This window comes from Neobacillus notoginsengisoli, assembly GCF_003515685.1.
Taxonomy (GTDB): Bacteria; Bacillota; Bacilli; order Bacillales; family Cytobacillaceae; genus Bacillus_D; species Bacillus_D notoginsengisoli.
The window spans coordinates 173025-192802 of sequence record NZ_QWEG01000009.1; the positions used below are offsets into that span (position 1 = coordinate 173025).

A 19778-nucleotide genomic window follows, 5' to 3' on the forward strand; every position below is an offset into this window, starting at 1 on the left:
TCCGAACCTTGGTCGTCTTCGGACAGCGGATGCGTAGAATCGCAGTATGCTGTCCCAAGCAAATGCAACTTGGGACGGTTGGAGCAAAGAATCCCGGTTGACTGTCCCAAGCTAATGCATCTTGGGACAGTAGATGCAAAGAATCCCAGTTACTGTCGCAAGCTAATGCATCTTTGGACAGCAGATGCAAAGAATCCCGGTTAACTGTCCCAAGCTAATGTTTCTTCGGACAGCCAGAGCGTAGAACCCCAGTTATTTGTCCGAACAGAAGGCAGTAACGATCCATCACAAACCCAAACACCAAAAACCCCCAGCCAAACCCGGCCGGGGTCAGTCACTCAAAGGGGCCATATCAAACTATTAGAGCAAACGCCCGAAAGCGCCACCCGAAACCGATTAACAATACAACTCCGCAAAATATTGCGGATTCAACTTCTCACCGGTCACGCGAAGGGTTTTTTCATTCCAAGGAGAAAGGGCACCCGGCTTAAAAAAGGACTCAATAAGCAATTTGCCAGTTTCTTCAGTAAAAAACTCAGGTGACACATTACGCTCAATGTACCGCTGCAATTGAGCAGCCACGAGTTCACCAAGGGCGTAATTTTGATAGTAAACAGGCGCAAGCGTGAAATGAATTTTCGCGGCCCAGTCCGGATTGTCCACCTCATCAGGCGGGGTGACAAGCTGGATTTCCTGGACGGTTTTCCACCATAATGAGTTCAAATCCTGCTCTGGATTCTCGTACAGCTCTTTTTCAAAAAAGACGAACGTAATCGTCCAGCGCGCGGCAATGAGCATTTGCAGCTGCTGGTATTTTTCCAGCTCTGGAGTCAATTCGGCAACGGTTGCTTCATCCAGCTGCAAAAACTGTTTCAGCCAGCGCGGATCCTTGCCCATTTTGCCAAAAAGCATCGCAATTGCTTCGGTTGTCAGGATATGGCTGTACGTGTGCAGGCTGAATGGCAGGGAGTCATCGACATATTTGAAATAAGCGGCATGGCCGAATTCATGCAAATTTGTTTCCATCCAATAAGCGCTCTCGGTCAGGTTGCATAATACCCGGACATCCCCAGCGCGGTCCATATCGGTGCAAAAGGCAGTCGGGTTTTTCTTGTCGCGCGGGTAAAGATCGCTCTTCCCGTAAAGGTCGGTCACTTCGATGCCCATCTCGTTAAACGTATCGGTTGTCAGCTGGACAAGGTCCTTTCCTTTATAAAAACGGTCAAGATTGGTCACCTCTGAAGGAGGAGCTTCCTGGAAAAACGGGTCGACATAGTGCCAAGGCCTAATTTCGGACACATCAATTCCGAACTTCGCCGCAAGCCGCTCATCCAATTCTGCCTTCATCGTCCGGTAAGTTTCGTCCGATTGCTCGACAAGCTTCCGGAAGATCGAAAACACTTCATCGCGGTCAAGCTCTTGCAGATCGAATGCCATCTGATGGTAATTGTCGTAACCAAGCAGCCTGGCAGCTTCATTGCGCTTCCCGACCAGCTTTAGCAAATCTTTTTCAACAACCGCGCCTACCTCTTTACTCGCATACCAGACTTTTTTCCGGAGCTCCAAGTCCTCGCTATTCATTAAAACATCTCTAATATCATTGGCGGAATAAGCTTTTCCATCTACCTCAGGTGAGTATGTATTAAAACGCAAGTTCAGTTCGGCTGACCTTTTTGAAAGGTCAGCAAGAATTTCCTCGGGAAGCTGTTTGCTCTTCATATTATTCACGAATACCTCGAGCTCTCGCTTTTGCACCAAATCCAATCCATCCTGTTGTAAGAATTGCTGCGCATTTTCGTATGTATCCTTATTGGCAAAAAACAAGCTGTGTGCTGTACTGGCCTTCGTAAGTTTTTCGGCCCATTCCGGGTCTCCGGTTGTCTGCGCTTTCCAGCTCGCTTCGGTAACCTCTCTCGTGAGTAGCTTCATCTTTTCGTTCAATTCCCGCAAAAATTGTTCCAAGCTTTCCATTGTAATCGCTGCCTTTCTACCCTAAAATAGTCGTAATACTTTAAATTGTATTACAATTCCCAGGCGACCGCCATGCAAATTTTGCCAAAAGGAGCATATGAGATGGAAATCAGAAGAATAGTGCCGGAAGATGCAGAGCAGTACCGGCGATTAAGGCTCGATGCGCTTAAGGAACATCCCGAAGCCTTTGCGGTAAGTTATGAGGAAGAACGAGCCTATCCATTGGATTTTTTCAAAGAAAGATTTAGCGAGGACAATGCCACGACTTTCGGTGCATTCGATGGCGAAAAATTGGCCGGCGTCGTTACCTTGGTGAGGGAGGCAAAATCAAAACTCAGCCACCGCGCGAATATTTTTGCAATGTATGTAGCGCCTGAATACCGGCGAGCAGGAGTAGGAAAAAAGCTGTTGGCAGAGGCCATCCGTAAAGCGAAACAACTCGAAGGGGTCACCCATCTTTATTTATCCGTCACCTCCACCAACCTCCCGGCAAAAAAACTTTATGAATCTATCGGATTCACAACTTACGGCATCGACCGCCACGCGCTCAAAATTGGCGGCCAAGTATTTAGCGAAGATTTAATGAGTATGACATTCCCAGTAGAGTGAACAAAAGAGGATTTAGAGTCGTTTGAGTCTCTAAATCCTTTTGTTCGGCAAGGAATTCAACACTTCGTCAGTCGTGACGATCGTCGCGAATTCTTTATGTAAAGTGGCAAGCTCGATTTCATGGATGGTGGCTGCCGGATGCTTCTTCTTGTTGTGGTCGGTAATCTCGAATGCCGCCGTCGCATCAGAAACAAGGAAGTTGGTGAAGCCGAGGTTGCCGGCCATCCTCGTCGTCGTCGAAACACAATGCTGGGTCGATAGCCCTGTCAGGACAAGCGTTTTAATCTTTTTTTCATTTAAATACACTTCGAGTGGCGTTCCGATAAAGGCGCTGTTTACATTTTTCGTAAAAACAGTTTCCCCTTCAAGCGGCAGAACAAGATTTTTGATTTCAATCCCGTATCCGTTTTTATGGTTCAGCGGCGATTGGGGCTCAAGTGATAGATGCTGGGAGTAGATGACCTCCCACTTTCGTCTGCGCCATTCGGTTAACAACCGGTGAATATTCTGTTCAGCATCCGGATTATTCCGTTCGCCCCAGTATGGGTCGTCGAATCCGTTCTGCACATCAAGGATCACGAGGGCGGGAATTCCTGAAATTTTGCTCATAAGGCATTTCACTCCTAAAACATCTGTATGTATTCTAGGGTTGCCAACTTTCCCGTACTCATTCCAAAAGAAAAGACATGCCTGCTGACATGCCGAATGTTACTCTTCAATTTCGTTTTTGGTTTGTACATAGCGATGGAAAGGGCATTTCCAGATCGATGTATCATCATCCCGAAGGAAATACTGCTTCCACTCATAATTATCATCCTGGCCATATGTGTTAAGGTCAGGGTGCGCCGGGGCGGAATCATAGTTTGCGAGGCGCTTGCGGATTTGCGATTTAATTTTTGCCGCCCTTGCCTTTGATTGATTAAATTCAACCAGTACAGACCTTGGCGTAATCGCGAGCATCAGATAGGGAAAATAACGGCTCTGCCGATTTTTGTGTGCAGGAGTTCCGCAATAGACGAAGTATTGTTCGCCATGGAAACAGAATTCCCAAAGTGAATCTTCAGGATTGTTAGGGATATGTGAAGGCCAAGGCCTCTGATCTATTTGGCTGACCGAACCGAGCTGGTCCCAAAAAATCTGTTCATATTCTTCCACATTTGCTAGATGATCTGCAGGCGTCTCATAAAACAACACAAGAGATGCATAGGGTCCTGTGGTGTGATAGATTTCGGAAAACTCATTTAAGGCCTCGGCCAATTCGCGGATTGAGGATGGGTCTTTAAAGCTAGGAAGAAATCCAAACCTCAGTTGATGGAGCTTGTGTCCAAGTGTTGCCGGAATACAAGGAAATGGATGTTGCACGTCTGTCATTTTTAGTTCGAATTTTTCGAAGGCGTCCCGTTTCCATCGTTCAAGCCCTGGTTGAAAAAGGTCGTCTTTTCTATATAAAACCACGCAAATACCTCCTCTTACCCTAGATTATTCAAGTCTCGGAGGAGTGTTCAGCGGAAAGAATTTTGTGAAAGGCGTGATTCAATGCTACTTCCAAAGGAATTTTTGGCAAAAGTGGCCGGTGCATTCGGTGAGGCGGGGGGTACATGGCTGGAAAGGCTGCCAGAAAAGATTGAAGAGTACGCAGACAAATGGAAGCTCGAAATCGAAGGGCCTGCCGGCAACCTTTCCTATAACTACGTCGCAAAAGCGCGCGACGAAAATGGAAGACCCGTCATTCTAAAACTCGGGGTGCCACACCACGAGTTTATAAACGAAATCAGGGCAATCAAGATGTACAATGGAGAAGGCTGCGCCCGGCTTTTGAAAGAGGATGGGGAAAATGGAGCTATGCTGCTTGAACAGCTCATACCTGGAAGGAACCTCGCTGAAATTGAAGATGAGAAAGAGGTGGTCCGGCAGTACTTAAACGTCTGGAAGGCAATTCGAAGGCCGCTTCCTGCCGGGCATCGTTTCCCGGCAATGAGAGATTGGTCATTGGCACTCGTGCGCTACCTGGACACGTACCCAAATGGGGATGGCCCCATTGGGCATGCTGACATTCGGAAAGCGATGGGCTATTTTCAGGAGTTGAATGACCCGGAACAAGATGAGCTCTTGCACGGGGACCTCCATCATGAAAACATTCTAAATTCAGAAACCCGGGGCTGGTTGGCGATTGACCCTAAGGGAGTTGCCGGAAATCCAACCTTTGATTTGATTTCGTTTTTGTTTAACCACTTACACGGAAAGCCAGATCCGCGCGGGTTGCTTTTGCAGCGAATTGAGTGGCTTTGCAAAGGGCTATCATTAAATAAGGAAAAGCTGCTAAAGGCTGGGTTCGCCATGTCCACATTGTCCGCCTGCTGGTCAATCGAAGACAATTCGGATTGGGAGGAGACGTATCGTTGTGGGAAGTGGTTTGAGGAAATTTTGCAAAAAGGCAATTAAGAATAAAAGGAGGTCGCAGCTGGAAAAGCGAAAAGAATATATATGGAACTCGTCTCTAAAAAAGTCTGGGTATACAGCATTCGAGGGGGAACATAACTTATGGCAAAAAAACAACCCGAACAGCTCGACTGGCTTTTTATTGTTGCTCTTGTAGCCGCGCAATACCTATTCGATATTTCCTGGTTTGTTTATTTTCTATTTGTCCTTATCTTTTTTCTGATTCGCGGCTTGTTTCAAAGAAAATCATTCTCCCAATTGGCAATCGTTGCGGTTATTCTGATTGCATTGTACGTTCTATCCATATTTGTGAATTCCTTATTTGTTTAAACTTGCTTTTGACTTAACTTGAACCATTTTGCAAAAAGTGGAAGTTTCAAGTTCTCTCCTCCCGGGAATCTCCCAAGTAGGTGATGAAAAGGAGGAGTTGCGATGAAAATTAAAGAAGTTATGACAACCGAGGTGGAGACGTGCTCGCCCGATACGCCTATTCATGAAATTGCAAAAAAAATGAAGGAGCTAAATGTTGGCGTCATCCCGATTTGCGAGGGGGATGAACTGAAAGGCTTGGCCACGGACAGGGACCTGGTTTTAAACGCTGTGGCGGAAAATCTGCCATGGGATACACCCGTTTCAAAAGTGATGACCGGGGATCCTGTCATGGGTACCATTGATATGTCTGCAAAAGAAGCGGCCAATTTAATGGCTGATGTGCAAATCAGAAGACTGCCAATCGTGGAGCAGGGCCGGTTAATAGGAATCGTTTCTTTAGGGGACCTCGCAGTTGAAAAGAACCTCACAAATCATGCAGGCGAGGCGCTTGAGAAAATATCAGAGCCTTCCAAACCGGAAAAATAAGGTTAAGCGGCCCGCTTTTATAGTGCGGGTTGCTTTTTTCTTTACAAGCGAAAGTGGTAAACAGCATTTGCAGCTGTTCGGGGAGGAATGCTGCCTAGTCGCGATGGCAATCGTCCGGAATTTGAGTGCATTCATCCGGATCAGGTTCTCATTCGTCCGGAATTGATACTTATCCATCCGGGCTCGGTACTGATTCGTCCGGCTTCGGTTTATTCGTCCGAATCTGGTACTGATTCGTCCGGAATCGGTGTTCATTCGTCCGGAATCGGTGCCTATTCATCCGAATTCTCGGTGCCCATTCGTTCAAATTTTCCACTTATTCGGCGAAAAAAAACTTGGCCAATGATTAACCAAGGTTTTGCTGAGATTTATTCATGTACCTTTTTTTAGCAATGTAACTCGCAATCACTCCGATAGCCAAGGGAAAAAGCGAGCCTATTGTGAGAAAAGTACCGCCGGACTCCGAGGTGAATTCATAATGGAACTTCAATATTTGAATGTTAAACAGGTAGCCAATTGCATAAGACAGGCCCGCAGATACAATAAAGGCTAGAGCGGCGACGAAAAAAGTTTTTGTTTTCATTTTCAACATCCCCCCGCATTTTATGTTTATATTACCCATCATTGGAGGAGGAAGGCAATGAAGAAAATTAAAACAGGGCATATCGCTCGCCCTGTTTTTAGTTGCTACTCCTCATAAGACTCGCTTCAAAAAAGTCGATAATCTCAAGGAAGCGTTCGGCCTCCCTGAACGTATGGTCAGCAAGAAGGGGATGGATGTTACTTTTTATGCGGCAGGCTTCAATTAACTCACGCGCTGTTTTCTTAAAATCCCTTAACGAAGCGACAGATACTTTATTTTGATTCAAGAATTGGCTTAAGATGGGCCGCGTTTCCGATTGAGGACGCATCGAATCCAAGTCGACCGCCTGGAAAACGAGCTGATCGAAGTCATGGCTGAATTCCCTTGCCTGGTCAACCAGCTTCCGCTCTGACGGATCAAGCAGGTGTCCGATGAACTTCGAGTGGTCAGCCATTATTCTAAGGAAGAAAACATTTTCTTCAATAATAGCTTCCGGCTTCGGAACGAGTTTTCCATTATTCAATTCCGTCAGCCGATTGGCAAAATAGGCCGCTTCACGGCTAATATGATCGACTAAAAGAGGAAAGTTATTTGAACGAATCTCACAGCGCAGCGTTAATCCAAGCACTTTCCTTTTATAATGCCAAATCGCAACGGCAGCCTGGTAAACCTCTTTATTGAAGCTTCTGACTTGCTCGAGCTCCGAGTTGACAGTAAATCGGGCCAACTTTTCTTCAATTCGTTCAAAAAGACTAATAAAATTCCTCGCTTCATCAATCAGCTGTTTTTGCTCGTACGTAAAGCCTAAGCTTAAAAACAAAGAATGCTCTTTCATGATCCTCGACCAAAACCGGATTTCATCGAGCGACCTCGCCACAATCGGATCCGCCACCAACCACACCTCCAAAGAATTCTATTTGTTCACTATATGCCTAGAAATTCTAAAAATTCGCTCGTGGTAAAAGAATCCACAGCTCACTCTAAAACAAAAAACCAGCAAGCGTCAGCTTACTGGTTCTCAATATCTAATTTACTGTAACAGTTTTCTCCTCATGCTCATGCAAATTACCTATTTCGACATGAACATTTACCGTGAACTCGCCCGCGGAAGGGAAGGCGTGCTTCCATTCATATTTTCCGCCGCCAACTTCTTTGGCAGGGGTGAAATCATGCTTTTCGTCGCCATGCTTCCAGATTTCAAATGTGATTTTCGCACCTTCAAGCGGCTTATCCTCATGCTTGATCACGGCGGTTAACAAAGTATCCTCTCCAGAATCAGCTGAATTCACCGGAAAGTCAATCGCCACGCTGCTTTCACCGTGCCCATGTTCATGTCCTCCGGAAGAGCCATGCTCCGATTCTGCCTCAGAAGGATTGCCGACAACGAATTCCTTTTTCGGCATGTTATGCATTTCGCGCGCCGTCACATGGCTGATCACGACATAATTGCCTTCCTCGGTAAACGTCTTCTTCACACCGTAAACCCCGTCGCCAATATGCTTTGCTTCAAGCATTTCATGGTCCTTATCGCCAGCCTTGAAAACTTCGAACTTCACTTCATTGGCGTCTTCAACATTCTCGCCGTCCTGCGTGACGTGTGTTTTGATTTCTGTTTCCACATTAGGATCTATTTTATCTGGCAGAAGAATTTCAACTTCAATCAATTTCGGAGGCTCATTCGTGCCAGCCGAATTGTCCTGATCCTCGCCGTCAGCGCAGCCTACAAGAGCAACGGCCAATAGACCGATAAATAAAACCATCAACTTTTTCATAATAATCCCCTTTTGCCAAAGTAGTTTACTCTAGATAGACAGGAACAGGCTCTAATAGCCCATATCCCACATGACTAGTTTACACTATTTTCATAAAACCTTTAATCGTTTAACCTCATTGCGGAAAACTACCTCGCTGGTTATACGTTACCGGGCTAGGCTGGAATAGTTTTGGAAAACCTAAAGGATAATAGCGTAATGGGGCGAATTATATACACTATACCTTTATGAAAAGGGGGGCACGAACGAATGGCATTAAAGGCGGAAAAGCTTTTCGTGAACTTGCCAGTGAAAGATTTGCAAAAGTCAATCGAGTTTTTTAAAGAAATAGGCTTTGAGTTTGAACCCCGATTCACCGACGACAATGCAACATGCATGATCATCGGTGAGAACATTTATACGATGCTTCTTGTGGAGGAATTCTTCCAGACGTTTACGAAGAAGGAGGTGGTTGATTCCACCAGAAGCACGGAGGTCATCCTGTCGCTGACTGCCGGAAGCCGCGGGGAGGTGGACGCCATCGTCAGCAGGGCGATTGACGCCGGTGGTAAGCTGTCCAACGACCCCCAGGACCATGGATTCATGTATAGTTGGAGCTTCCAGGACCTCGACGGCCATCTATGGGAAGTGTTTTATATGGAACCCGGGATAGCCGGGTGAGGAAAGACGATGAATAATTTAGCCACATCCAGCCTGTTCTTTTAGAGCAGGTTTTTTTAAAAATTTATGTATACCTAAACATAGATTGTTAACATAATATTATTATCTTAAAAATAACTCCATCCAAATCGGGGGCTTTAGGTTTTCCCTGGATAGCTCGATGAATTGGCCCATGATGCCGAGATGGGAAACGCCATACTCATCGGCAACGATAGGGGTATAAATAGAAAACAATAACAGATCCGCTTTTTCAATATCGTCCGGATGGGCGACGGAAGGCCGATCCGGGAATTTTTCTTCCGCATAAACAACAAAGTCCTTTTCGGACGGGTTGAAAAATGCCAGTATCCCGGCAACCAGTAGGGCAGCCGCTATGATACCAAGTTTTTTTGCCAAAATAAACATCTCCTCTTAATGAAATTTCATATAAAGAATCACAGCTGCCGCAAGATTAGACATGCCGAATAATCCGAATCGTTTCATTGTTAAATGCCGGCTGGCTCTGTCTTCTTTTGTTTCAGCTTGATAATTAGCCCGTATTCTGTCGCCGCTAACCAACGAACCTGAAAAAATAGCGGAAATACCGATCGCCGCAAGCCCAATTCCACCCGGCAAAATATAAGCGTGGTCTGCCCCCCATATTAAAGACGAACTAATAGAGGCAATAACAGCAAGAACAGCGCCGCTCATAATAACTTTCACCGCAAAACCTCCTATTAGAATATGTATTAAAGGAGAATTGTATTTTCCATAATAAACCACTATACTTAAATAGTATATTTTACCAAACTATTTTGCAATAGAATACGCGCAGTTTTCATATATTTGTAAAATTTAGAAAATAAAATAGGTAAGTTAATATTTTGCAAAAAAGGAGAAGGTCTCATGAACGAGATTGAACGTTGGTATGATGAGGAATATGATGAGTGGACGAGGCTGGATCGGCATAAAATTGAGTTTGAGATAACGAAACGCTATTTGGATGAAACCATTCAGGGTGAAAATCTCGAAATCTTTGATATAGGCGGCGGTCCGGGACGTTACTCGATTTATTTGGCGGAAAAGGGGCATAAGGTTTCTTTGCTTGATTTATCAAAAAGAAATATAGAAAAGGCAAAAATCAAAGCCGCAGAGAACGGCGTTGCATTAAAAGACTATATTCACGGAAATGCACTCGAATTGGCGCCATTTCAGCAAAAATTCGATGTGATCCTGCTGATGGGGCCTTTATATCATTTAGTAAAAAGGGAAGAGAGGGCAGCTGCCGTAGAGGGGGCGTTGAGGCTTTTAAAGAGGGGCGGGCTCCTCGTAGCATCTTTTATCTCATCCTATGCTCCCATTCAAGATAGTTTAAAGCATCTGGATCCGATTGAAGAAACGGAAAACATCCTTTCTTATCTCGAAGATGGGCTAAACCAAGGCGAGCTGGGTTTTACAACGGCATATTTTATTAACCCGCTTGAGGCAAAAAGGTTTATGAATAGCTTTGAACTTGAAGAAATTATTTTTGCGGGGATTGAGAATGTACTCGGGAGCAGGGAAACAGCCATTAATCAGCTTGACGAGGGGCAATATAAGAAATGGCTGGACATTTGCTATCGATTGAGCAGAGATCAAAATCTAATAGGGACCAGCGAGCATTTGTTGTATATAGGAAGGAAAAATGACAGGAGGCAGATAGATTGAATGCAAAGAAAATAGTAGGCGAAAAAGCTGTTGATTTCATTCAAGATGGGATGATTGTAGGGCTTGGGACCGGCTCAACCGTTTATTATTCGTTGTTGAAACTTGGCCGGCAATTGGAGGCGGGACTATCGATTCAGGGAATTCCTACTTCAGTTCAAACAAAGGAATTAGCTGAAAAGCTCCGTATTCCGTTAATTGGATTTGAAGATGTTAATGAAATTGATCTTACAATCGATGGAGCGGATGAAGTCGATCGGAATCTGAACTTGATAAAAGGAGGAGGCGGAGCGCTAGTCCGGGAAAAAATTATTGCAAAGGCCTCGAAAAGATTTATCGTCGTCGCTGATCCTTCAAAAATGGTCAATACATTGGGAGCCTTTCCTCTTCCAGTCGAAGTCGTTCCTTTTGGTGCACAGCTGACTGAAAAACACATTAAGAAATTAAATGGAGAACCAAGATTACGCCAAAGTAATGGAACTCCTTATCTTACCGATAACGGAAACTACATTTTTGACTGTACATTCCTGGATATTACAAAGCCTTTCGAGTTGGAAATCGCCCTCAATTCTATTCCCGGGGTCGTCGATAACGGTCTATTCAATGGAATGGCGGATGTTGTAATCACTGTAGATAATGGAGAGCCTATCTTCTTGGATAGGAAAAGATAAAGACCAAAATACAACGACACAAAAATCTTATCGAGAGTGATTTTTGTGTCGTTCGATTGGTGCCAATTTGACAGCCTTCAGGATGCTGGCACTCTAACTCTTATATTTCGCCTTCATTTCTTCTTCTTTTTCTTTGATGGATTTTTTCAGATTATCTCCTTCGGTTTTCAATGTATCGCGCTTTTCTTTATACTTTTCTTCTACATAGTCTCTCATAATGTTAAAGCGCTGCTGGATGAGACTGTCTACTTCCTGCCGGACCTCATAACTAATTTGGTCCTTGTCCTTCAGGTAGTATGAAGCCTCGGTAAGCCGGGACTTTTCATCATACGTTAGATTGCTGAATTTTGACTTTTGATTGAATAATTCATTTGATTTTTTCGTTTGTTCGTTCCACACTTCATTCCAGTTTTTGCTTCCCCAGTTCCACCATTCATTCCAAAGCCTGCGCCGTTCTTCTTCCCACAATTTTTCAAAGTCTTTAGCAGTTTTGACCGTTTCGTACTCTCCGCCACCCGCTTCGGCAACAGCTATCAATTGTTTTTGGCCTTGGCTGTCGACATCGAATCCGATGATGTTAACGACGGCTTTAATATTGGAGTCATGAAGCTCTTTCGCAGCTTTGACTGGATCGCCGTCACACGTTTCTACTCCGTCACTGACAACATAAATGATATTTTCCCCTTCATTTCCTGCTCTTTCAAAATCAGCTTTTGTTTCTGAGATTGCGTTCGCAATTGGCGTCCATCCGGTCGGCTGAAACTTTCCTAATGAGGATTTGAAATCCGCTTCATTATAAGGCTTCAATTCATAGACGACTTCTGTACTGCCGCAGGATAGCTGTTTATCACTATCACTATTGCTGCCCTTATGACCATAAACTCTTAACGACACATTCGCTTCTTCAGGCATGGAAGCAACGAACTGATTGATGGCATCTTTCGCAAGCTCCATCTTTGTTTTGCCACCAATTTTTTGAGCCATGCTTCCGCTCGCATCCAAAAGAATGGCGATGTTCACGTTCATGTCCAAATCCCCATCGTCACTCAGTTTCATGCCGCCTGGCATTTTCGTTAACGAGGTTTCAATACTCGGATTAAAGCTTTCATAAAAATCATAAAAAGGGCGGTAATTTTCTCCCTCGCGAATTAAATTCAAGAGTTCCTCATAAACTTGGAAACTATCTTTGTCCTGAAAGGATTTTTCATCCAATGCCCTATGTACAACTGCTTTATTATAGGCATTGCCAGAATATTTACCGGCTTTCTCTTCTATAATATCTTCTACACTCGATGCGATTTTGAATTCATCTTCTTTTTCTTCTGCTTCTGCGCTATGTTTCTGATCCTTTTCCTTCGCACCTGCTGTTTCCTCGTTTTTGTTTTTGTCGCCTGAGGCTTTCTCTTTCGCACCACAGGCAGATAGCACGAGGACAATGCTAAAAAGTAAAACAGCAAATAGGAATAGTTTTTTCTTCTTCATTCTCATTAAACCAACCCCTACCTTATATGAAGTGTATAAAAAGAAAGAGCATTTTATCCCTTAAAGTCATCACTGTTTTACCTATAAATACAGTGAAAAAGGGAAATTCAATGGCTCATTAACATTTTAGCCCAGTTATGGTATTTATTAAAGTTTCAATTGGTAAATGAACCCATAATAAGACAAAATACCTGCATGTTAAGGGACTAAAAGACTATAATAGGGGAAGGTGCCATGAAACGTTTGTCGAAAGTTTCTCTTTTGAGGTGGAAGCTAGAACAATGGGTATGTTATCAATAACTGCTGTTATGATAAGAGGAAATTCTGCTGGTGGATGATATTGGCAGTCTTTCCGCTTGGAAAATAGGTCTACCGGTCCTTGTCGAATGAATCAAGGGTTTTTATTTTTCAATAAATGTCACTATGAGGTATACTTCTAGTTACGAGATAACGGTAAAAACTGATGAACAAAGGAGATTAATATGGAATCTACATATAAACTTGGCGATCAAATTTCAGAATTTATTTCGGTGAATCGTGAAGAGTTTAAACAAAAGCTCCTTTCCGAAGCTGTTGATGTTGCGGCCAAAATTAATGATATTCTTCAAACTGGGAATATTGACTTATTGAAAAACGCTGAAAAGCTTGTCAATTATGTTTTGCTGGACGAAAAAGAAGAGATGGTGAAATTTGCAAACCAGGAAGGAGTCGTGTGGGCGGAGCATGCCTTGACTCTTTCATTTAAGCTAGAGTGGATTCAAGCGATCCGCAGGACGTTATGGCAATTTGTTTATCATTTTGATAAAGCGGAAGACGACATTATACAAAAAGAAGACTTCTACATTCTTGAGAAAAAGATTAATGATCAAATTGACCAATTCCTGAACAATTTTTTCTTAAGTTATTCAACCTTTAAAGATGAATTGTTGAATACGCAGCGTAAATTGGTGGAGCACCTTTCCGTACCAATTATTCCCGTCAGCCCGTCCGTTTCTGTATTGCCACTGATTGGCCTAATTGATTCTTATCGGATGCAGACAATCGAGGAGAAAATCCTTGTGGAGATTTCAAATCAAAAGGTGCAGGCGCTAGTGATTGACTTGTCGGGCATTGCCGATATGGAAATGGATGTGATTGACCAGTTCCGAAAGGTTTTAAATGGCGTCAATATGATGGGATGCAAAGGAATCATTACCGGCTTGCGCCCTGATTTGGTCCGGAAAATGGTCCACGCCGGTATTTCGTTTGCCGACAAAGCCGAAACAAAGGGCACACTTCAGGAAACACTAAAAAAATACCTTGCAGTTGAAGCAGGTTAATCAAAAAGATATGGTAACGGGTTCGGTGTTCGGGTACAAAAACTGAATTAGCACGCCAAATAGCAGTCCGATTCTTAATTGAATTGGCTGCTATTTTTGTAATATAGAAGGGAAGATAGAAATTACAGAGAAGTAATGCTGAATAAAAAATGCATTGCCTAGTACATATATTAAAAAACGAAAAGAGGGATGGAATGACTGATGCAACGGTGTTAATATCAGCAGCTAATGCATATGGTCTTGATTCGAGACTGCTTATACATGTGGGTGGGTATATAAATGATGTCTATCAATACACAGAACAAAACGGTGTTCCTGCACGGATTATCCGTTTGACAAAACAAACATGGCGTAACCAAAAAGAGGTATTGGCAGAATTACACTTTATGAAATATCTGTTCGATAACGGTGTTTCTGTTCCCGATATACTCCCTTCAAAAAACGGGAATTTGGTTGAAAGCGTGGAAGGGGGATATCTTGCATCTATGTTCACCCAAGCTCCTGGCCGGATCCCTATCGAAGAAGATTGGAACCGAGAAATGGTTGGTAACTGGGGACGCATTGTTGGGCAGATGCACTTGCTTACTCAATCCTATGTACCTTTGGAAGGGGTTAAACGTCGTGATTGGAAACAGGAACCTTGGATGGATATGATGCGTCACCTGCCACATAAAGAGTTGATTGTCCGCCAGAAAGCAGTTGAACTGTTAAATTGGCTGGAGACTCTTCCAAAAGACAAGAAAAACTATGGACTTGTACATTGTGACCTTTACGATCAAAACTTTTTCGTCGCGAAAGACGGTACAATAACGGCATTTGATTTTGATGATTGCTGCTATCATTGGTTCGCTTTTGATGTAGCCATCATCCTTTACTTGGTCATCGCTAGATTTAACCGGCTGGAAAAAATGAATGAGTCGCTCGATGATCACGTAGCCTTTTTCCTCGATGCGTTTCTAAAAGGGTATCAAGAGGTGAACCATTTCGAAAATTGGTGGTTAAAGGCAATGCCACATTTCCTGCGTTATCGACGATTGCTCGGTCTCAGCTTATGGCACCAGCGTTATGACTGGAAAATAGTTGACGGTGAATTAAAAATAAAATGGTTACGTTTGAAGGCGGAAATAGAAGCAGATAAACCATTGACCAATTATCCATTTTAATGGCTTCTCGTTAGTTCTCACAAGTAGGTTGGTTTTAAGGTTTGCTTTACTTTTTAAAAGGAGACTAAGTTAGAGTAGAGATAGATACTTTTTCACCAAAACATTGCGATGCTGCGTGGAGGAGTTATTATGAAGCATATTGTGTTGAATGAAGGGTTCATAGTAGGAACTGTCGTAGATTTTCTTATTTTTATTCCCGCCGAGGGAGATAAACAACATTTATGGGTATAGGACTTCGAGTTCAAAGAGAAATAAAGAAAATTGGGGCATGGCAAATAAATATTGTCGTCATTTATTGATTACTTTCGGAATAATAATACTTTTATTTTCACTTATTTTTAAAAGTACAATAATTAACTTAATAACGCTTGGAGTTTCAATACTCCTTATTTATTTTTTGATAGAGATAAAAATTTCATAAGTTTAGATTAAAGAAGGATTCAAATGACAAATTGGAGAATAAAACATTAGAAAAAAATGGATTACTAAGAAAGGGAGTAAAAATTTGAGTAGCTTAAAAAGAACATATATTGCTTATCTATTCATGGTAATCTTATTGTTGTTTGGTTGTTCTAGTGATATTTCCCTTGAGGAAAAAATCGTGAAAATACTTGAGGGTAGTGAAAATAAGGATTTTGAACGAGTTATCGATTATGACATTAAAGATGATTTTATTGTAGTCATTTATAAGAGTAAAGAATTTGATCAATTAAATATAGGATTTATGAAGGTGAACAACGGTAAATTAGAGTGGGATAGCGGTATGGGTGGTCCTGAATTATCAGGTGGTGATCAGTTCATTTCTGATCCTATTGTTGTGAACGTAATGATTCCAAAAGAACCTGGCATTAAGGACGTAAAAGTTTTTGAGAAGTATGCAAAACAAGTAAAATACTCTGAAGAAATTAATTATTGGATTGCATATACTGATAAATCACCAAACAGCTACGAAGTTGAATACATAAAATAGTTTAAATGATTTTTATACGAACAGGTTGGTAACTTGAATAATAGATGTAAAAGAGGTGAGATATGAGGCTTTTGAAATCTAAAAAAATTTCTATTTTTAACAGTGATTTTATTTAGCCTATACGGATTTAGTTATTGCTTCTTTTACGGTACACCATGGGACAAGATTTCCTACAATAGTAAGTTTGAGACATATTTAGAAAATAAATATAATCAGGTTTTTGTAATTAAAGAAATCTCGTATGATTTGTTACACGGACGAACAGATCATGCAAATGCTTTTTCTGAAAAGTTTATACCAGAAGAAAACCAAGAAGATAGAAGTGGGTTTAGCTATTCTATTGCACTTTACCAAGATGAAAAAATCACTTCTTCATTTAGTGAAAATGAAGTAAATGATAATTACAATTATGCAGAGCCAGATATTTATCGAATTGTTGATCATTTTTATGAAAGCCCAGAAGTTCAAGAAGAATAAATCTTTTCATCTCTTCTTCAACGTGGTGCTTTAGTGAGGTAAGATAATACAAAAAAACTTAGAGCTAAAAAATAACTCTAAGCCTTTTTGATTGTGTGATGTACGTGTTTTGTTTTGTGGAATTTATGATATATGTTGTGTGATTAGGTTTGTGATTTAACGTTTTACATCTCACAAGTAACCCGGTACTGTTTATCGAGGCGGTTTTTTCATTGTAAAAAATTCGGGTCGTCCCTTTGCTGTCCATCCAATTCCCCAAAAATGGTCTGTTTTTCCTCCTTATTCTGAAGGTTCTGGACAACAGGCTGCATTCCTGGGAAATAGGCGTCCATCGCTTTTTTGAATTCCCCGACTGTAAGTGGCTTTTGATCATCTTTTAGTTCATAGCCGACGATTCCATTTGCTTCAAGGGTTGCCATCTTGAGGTCTTCAATGCTGGAGATGCCCTGGTTACGGAGCCTCATTTCAAGCTGGTCAACAGAAAGACGCAATTTCTTAAGCGCTTCTACATCTATTTTCCCGTCCCGGATCACCACTTTGGACTTTCCAGTAATGAGCCTCTCTAAAAAATTGGATTTCATCTGGATGATTTCAAGAATAACGACTGAAAAGATAAAGATCCCGACACCGGCAAGGGTTTTCAATAAACTTGCCTCTACGATGGGCTCGACAATAATTGTACCAATCGACAGCATCACAACAGTTTGCGCCAGCGTCATTTGTGAAATGGATTTTCTCCCGGCAATCCGCATAAACACAATCCCGGCTATAATCAGGATAAACGAGTTCCAAACAAAATCCATTGGGGCCACTTCCTAAATCTTCATTTCAGTTATTTTTTGCAAAAGCTGCCAGTGGTATACTGTTTTTAACTGATGTTGGGAGGGAAGGATTTGACCAGCAAAAAATTCACTTACATAGTTCTTGCGGCGTTATTGGCGGGGTTGTTTGTGACCATGTATATAATTTATACAGATTTCGATTCAAAGTGGGGTCTCTATTTTGTTATCGGATATGTAGTTATTCTGCTCATATGGGGGTTAACCTTCTTGGTTGTCGCTGGTTCAAGGCTGAGAAAGTTGAGAAGGGAAGAGATGAGAAAAAGGCTGGGGAAATTTATCCTTCTTTTCGCTGGTTTGTCTGTCATCCAGTATGGATTATATTTCTTTATAAAACCAGCCGAAGCAGCGCAGTTTCAGTTTGGGATTCCCTTGGGGTTTGCGCTGGGCTTCAGTTTTCTGGATCTTATGTATAGCAAAAACGGCCGTACAGAATAATAAACCGTTTTTGATTGCAGAAATGGAAAGTTCGGACAGCTACTTGGTTACAAAGGCATTCGCTGTCCGAACCTATAAGATGAAACAATCTTATTTATAAAAAACTTTATCTACGTTGTACTTCGCCTTTAACGTATTAATCGCATACGTTTCGTAAATTTCGCGGTCCATTGGTTCTTCGACCACAAGTACGGCAATTTTATAAACTTCATCCCGGTGATTTTTAATAGGGGAGACAGTATCCTCGAAATGGCGCTTTACGCGTGGACGCAGCTTTCGGGCTTTTCCGACAAACATGAGCTCATCGTCGGCATTAAAGAACAGGATAATCCCGCCTTTATCCCTCGGGATGCGGTGGTAGTCGGTAAATCCGTACTTGCTGCTGATTACCGCCTCGACCGGTTCGCCCAGCTGGTTTTTTCTCGTTAATACAACATCAGGATTTGGCAATTCAATTTTAATCATTTGATCACTTCCTTTTCTTCGACTACTTTACCACAAGGGACGACAATAATCCAAGCTACTCTTTCCATTATGTACATATTTTTACCCTTTTTGCCGAAAAAATAAATGTGATAAGTCAGGGGAACAGTTGGATTTGGAATTTTTTTGTTGCTATATACAGTCCGGCTGTATACAATCAAACTATATAGTTAAACTGTATAAATAGCTTGGAGTGATGATGTTGGAATTAAATAAATATTTACCTTTGACCGAAACAACCTATTATATTTTGTTATCCTTACTCGAGCCTGCTCATGGCTATATCATGATGCAAAAAGTCGAGGAGTTAAGCAATCAGAAGGTAAAGATTGCTGCTGGCACGATGTATGGAGCAATCGAAAACCTACTTAAACAAAAATTAATTACAGCCGTAAAAAGCACGGATAAACGAAGAAAAACGTATGTCATCACTGAAAAGGGGAGAGAAGTGCTACGGCAAGACTGTGAACGAATGAAGCATATAGTTCAGATAACCGAAAAGTTCCTGCCACTGGAAATAACGAGGGATGGAGGAATGGAAAATGTATAAGCTTAAATTCTTTGTCGACTTTGAAAAGGAAGAAAAATGGCTGGTGAAAATGGCAAATGACGGTTACCATTTACAAAACGCTTCGTTCGGATACAGGTTTCAAAAAGGGGAGCCTGAAGCGGCAACCATAAAAATTGACTTCAGAAAATTTAAGAAGAAAGAGGATTTCATCGATTACTGTACGATGTTTGAGGACAGTGGCTGGAAACATCTCGCTGGTACCAAAAGCTCGGGAATTCAGTACTTCAAAAAAATGAATGATACCGTTGATGATGAGATTTTTTCTGATAATCATTCAAAAGCCGCGAGATATAAAAGGTATGCAAGTATGTGTTTTGAACTAGCGATAAGTTATTTACCAATCTTACTCGTATTTTATCTAACAGACATAATTCATTTTAAAGCGCTTATTAATCCAAAAGAGCTCTATTTTACACCTGGTTTATGGGACAAGGAAGGAGTATATTTCTGGTTTTCCTTCCTTTTTGAAACCCCATTCGCACTCATGCGAGGGTTGGCCTGGTCATTTATTCCTTTGGCAATGATCTTCTATTTTTTCTTTGGTTATAGAGCGAAAAAACTGTATTTGCAAAAAAGATAGAACCTCTATTACTACTAAATGCCATGCTTGATTCCACCATCTGCACAATGATCACGATGCTGCTTATATAAACGAACTAGATTACGAACGTGGTAAAAACGCCTTTAGTGACCGAAGGACCAGCCGTCTGTTGCCGTTCAGTCACTAAGTGTCCGTTTAGTGACCGAAGGACCGTCTTACTGTTGCTGTTCAGTCGCTAAGTGTTCGTTT

At 42.1% G+C, this 19778-nt stretch carries 26 protein-coding genes; 15 read left to right on the top strand and 11 right to left on the bottom strand.

Annotated features, from left to right (window positions below; all coding sequences use genetic code 11):
* Positions 1 to 396: 396 nt before the first annotated feature.
* A complete protein-coding gene (locus D1B31_RS15090) occupies positions 397 to 1971 on the bottom strand; it encodes a M2 family metallopeptidase (RefSeq protein WP_118921828.1) in 1575 nt (524 codons plus the stop codon).
* Positions 1972 to 2073: 102 nt separating this feature from the next.
* On the opposite strand from D1B31_RS15090, the gene D1B31_RS15095 reads away from it, so the two are divergent.
* The gene (locus D1B31_RS15095) at positions 2074 to 2580 is read left to right on the top strand and encodes a GNAT family N-acetyltransferase (RefSeq protein WP_118922002.1); all 507 of its coding nucleotides are present in this window, start codon (positions 2074 to 2076) and stop codon (positions 2578 to 2580) included.
* 30 nt (positions 2581 to 2610) lie between these two features.
* Here D1B31_RS15095 and D1B31_RS15100 read toward each other — a convergent pair whose 3' ends face one another.
* Together D1B31_RS15100 and D1B31_RS15105 are read right to left on the bottom strand one after the other, a co-directional pair.
* Positions 2611 to 3189, bottom strand: a complete 579-nt coding sequence (locus tag D1B31_RS15100; protein ID WP_118921830.1) for a cysteine hydrolase family protein — start codon at positions 3187 to 3189, stop codon at positions 2611 to 2613.
* Positions 3190 to 3288: 99 nt separating this feature from the next.
* A complete protein-coding gene (locus D1B31_RS15105; RefSeq protein WP_240035280.1) occupies positions 3289 to 4035 on the bottom strand; it encodes a YqcI/YcgG family protein in 747 nt (248 codons plus the stop codon).
* Between the two features lie 81 nt (positions 4036 to 4116).
* Between D1B31_RS15105 and D1B31_RS15110 the strand changes: the two genes are divergently transcribed.
* The 3 genes from D1B31_RS15110 to D1B31_RS15120 all read left to right on the top strand — a co-directional run bounded on the left by D1B31_RS15110 (position 4117) and on the right by D1B31_RS15120 (position 5877).
* Positions 4117 to 5022: an aminoglycoside phosphotransferase family protein gene (locus D1B31_RS15110; protein WP_118921832.1), complete on the top strand. Its 906-nt coding sequence runs from the start codon at positions 4117 to 4119 to the stop codon at positions 5020 to 5022.
* A 99-nt stretch (positions 5023 to 5121) separates the two neighbouring features.
* On the top strand, positions 5122 to 5349 hold the full coding sequence (locus tag D1B31_RS15115) for a hypothetical protein (RefSeq protein WP_118921834.1): 228 nt from the start codon (positions 5122 to 5124) through the stop codon (positions 5347 to 5349).
* Positions 5350 to 5451: 102 nt separating this feature from the next.
* Entirely contained in the window at positions 5452 to 5877 is a 426-nt protein-coding gene (locus D1B31_RS15120; protein ID WP_118921836.1) for a CBS domain-containing protein, read from the top strand.
* Between the two features lie 346 nt (positions 5878 to 6223).
* Here D1B31_RS15120 and D1B31_RS15125 read toward each other — a convergent pair whose 3' ends face one another.
* The 3 genes from D1B31_RS15125 to D1B31_RS15135 all read right to left on the bottom strand — a co-directional run bounded on the left by D1B31_RS15125 (position 6224) and on the right by D1B31_RS15135 (position 8232).
* Positions 6224 to 6460 (bottom strand): hypothetical protein, encoded by a 237-nt coding sequence (locus D1B31_RS15125; RefSeq protein WP_118921838.1) that lies wholly within the window; start codon positions 6458 to 6460, stop codon positions 6224 to 6226.
* A gap of 97 nt (positions 6461 to 6557) precedes the next feature.
* The gene (locus D1B31_RS15130; protein ID WP_118921840.1) at positions 6558 to 7352 is read right to left on the bottom strand and encodes a DUF2935 domain-containing protein; all 795 of its coding nucleotides are present in this window, start codon (positions 7350 to 7352) and stop codon (positions 6558 to 6560) included.
* A 133-nt stretch (positions 7353 to 7485) separates the two neighbouring features.
* Positions 7486 to 8232 carry a FixH family protein gene (locus D1B31_RS15135; RefSeq protein ID WP_118921842.1) on the bottom strand — a complete coding sequence of 249 codons (747 nt, stop codon included), beginning with the start codon at positions 8230 to 8232 and terminating at the stop codon, positions 7486 to 7488.
* 249 nt (positions 8233 to 8481) lie between these two features.
* On the opposite strand from D1B31_RS15135, the gene D1B31_RS15140 reads away from it, so the two are divergent.
* A complete protein-coding gene (locus D1B31_RS15140) occupies positions 8482 to 8892 on the top strand; it encodes a VOC family protein (protein WP_118921844.1) in 411 nt (136 codons plus the stop codon).
* 102 nt (positions 8893 to 8994) lie between these two features.
* Here D1B31_RS15140 and D1B31_RS15145 read toward each other — a convergent pair whose 3' ends face one another.
* Positions 8995 to 9288, bottom strand: coding sequence for a hypothetical protein (locus tag D1B31_RS15145; protein ID WP_118921846.1), 294 nt, complete (start codon positions 9286 to 9288; stop codon positions 8995 to 8997).
* Between the two features lie 15 nt (positions 9289 to 9303).
* Positions 9304 to 9594 (bottom strand): DUF5316 domain-containing protein, encoded by a 291-nt coding sequence (locus tag D1B31_RS15150; RefSeq protein ID WP_118921848.1) that lies wholly within the window; start codon positions 9592 to 9594, stop codon positions 9304 to 9306.
* Between the two features lie 183 nt (positions 9595 to 9777).
* Between D1B31_RS15150 and D1B31_RS15155 the strand changes: the two genes are divergently transcribed.
* Positions 9778 to 10578, top strand: coding sequence for a class I SAM-dependent methyltransferase (locus D1B31_RS15155; RefSeq protein ID WP_118921850.1), 801 nt, complete (start codon positions 9778 to 9780; stop codon positions 10576 to 10578).
* Positions 10575 to 11246, top strand: a complete 672-nt coding sequence (rpiA, locus tag D1B31_RS15160) for a ribose-5-phosphate isomerase RpiA (protein ID WP_118921852.1) — start codon at positions 10575 to 10577, stop codon at positions 11244 to 11246. The genes D1B31_RS15155 and rpiA overlap by 4 nt, the downstream gene beginning before the upstream one ends.
* A gap of 93 nt (positions 11247 to 11339) precedes the next feature.
* Here rpiA and D1B31_RS15165 read toward each other — a convergent pair whose 3' ends face one another.
* Complete coding sequence (locus tag D1B31_RS15165; RefSeq protein ID WP_118921854.1) at positions 11340 to 12734, bottom strand: VWA domain-containing protein; 1395 nt, start codon at positions 12732 to 12734, stop codon at positions 11340 to 11342.
* A gap of 476 nt (positions 12735 to 13210) precedes the next feature.
* Here D1B31_RS15165 and D1B31_RS15170 point away from each other — a divergent pair, with 476 nt between their 5' ends.
* The 5 genes from D1B31_RS15170 to D1B31_RS24330 all read left to right on the top strand — a co-directional run bounded on the left by D1B31_RS15170 (position 13211) and on the right by D1B31_RS24330 (position 16657).
* A complete protein-coding gene (locus tag D1B31_RS15170; RefSeq protein ID WP_118921856.1) occupies positions 13211 to 14047 on the top strand; it encodes an STAS domain-containing protein in 837 nt (278 codons plus the stop codon).
* 194 nt (positions 14048 to 14241) lie between these two features.
* Complete coding sequence (locus tag D1B31_RS15175) at positions 14242 to 15210, top strand: phosphotransferase enzyme family protein (protein WP_158587564.1); 969 nt, start codon at positions 14242 to 14244, stop codon at positions 15208 to 15210.
* 217 nt (positions 15211 to 15427) lie between these two features.
* The gene (locus D1B31_RS25195; RefSeq protein ID WP_420846115.1) at positions 15428 to 15631 is read left to right on the top strand and encodes an SdpI family protein; all 204 of its coding nucleotides are present in this window, start codon (positions 15428 to 15430) and stop codon (positions 15629 to 15631) included.
* 84 nt (positions 15632 to 15715) lie between these two features.
* On the top strand, positions 15716 to 16180 hold the full coding sequence (locus tag D1B31_RS15185) for a hypothetical protein (protein ID WP_118921862.1): 465 nt from the start codon (positions 15716 to 15718) through the stop codon (positions 16178 to 16180).
* A 102-nt stretch (positions 16181 to 16282) separates the two neighbouring features.
* Positions 16283 to 16657 carry a hypothetical protein gene (locus D1B31_RS24330; RefSeq protein WP_118921864.1) on the top strand — a complete coding sequence of 125 codons (375 nt, stop codon included), beginning with the start codon at positions 16283 to 16285 and terminating at the stop codon, positions 16655 to 16657.
* Between the two features lie 209 nt (positions 16658 to 16866).
* Here the strand turns inward: D1B31_RS24330 and D1B31_RS15195 are convergent, their stop codons facing one another.
* Entirely contained in the window at positions 16867 to 17460 is a 594-nt protein-coding gene (locus D1B31_RS15195) for a DUF421 domain-containing protein (RefSeq protein WP_118921866.1), read from the bottom strand.
* A 90-nt stretch (positions 17461 to 17550) separates the two neighbouring features.
* Here D1B31_RS15195 and D1B31_RS15200 point away from each other — a divergent pair, with 90 nt between their 5' ends.
* Positions 17551 to 17934, top strand: a complete 384-nt coding sequence (locus tag D1B31_RS15200; protein WP_118921868.1) for a hypothetical protein — start codon at positions 17551 to 17553, stop codon at positions 17932 to 17934.
* A gap of 90 nt (positions 17935 to 18024) precedes the next feature.
* Here D1B31_RS15200 and D1B31_RS15205 read toward each other — a convergent pair whose 3' ends face one another.
* Complete coding sequence (locus tag D1B31_RS15205; protein WP_118921870.1) at positions 18025 to 18399, bottom strand: nucleotide excision repair endonuclease; 375 nt, start codon at positions 18397 to 18399, stop codon at positions 18025 to 18027.
* A 217-nt stretch (positions 18400 to 18616) separates the two neighbouring features.
* On the opposite strand from D1B31_RS15205, the gene D1B31_RS15210 reads away from it, so the two are divergent.
* The gene (locus D1B31_RS15210; RefSeq protein WP_420846116.1) at positions 18617 to 18967 is read left to right on the top strand and encodes a PadR family transcriptional regulator; all 351 of its coding nucleotides are present in this window, start codon (positions 18617 to 18619) and stop codon (positions 18965 to 18967) included.
* Positions 18960 to 19568 (top strand): DUF2812 domain-containing protein, encoded by a 609-nt coding sequence (locus D1B31_RS15215; RefSeq protein WP_118921875.1) that lies wholly within the window; start codon positions 18960 to 18962, stop codon positions 19566 to 19568. The genes D1B31_RS15210 and D1B31_RS15215 overlap by 8 nt, the downstream gene beginning before the upstream one ends.
* The last annotated feature ends 210 nt before the right edge of the window (positions 19569 to 19778 follow it).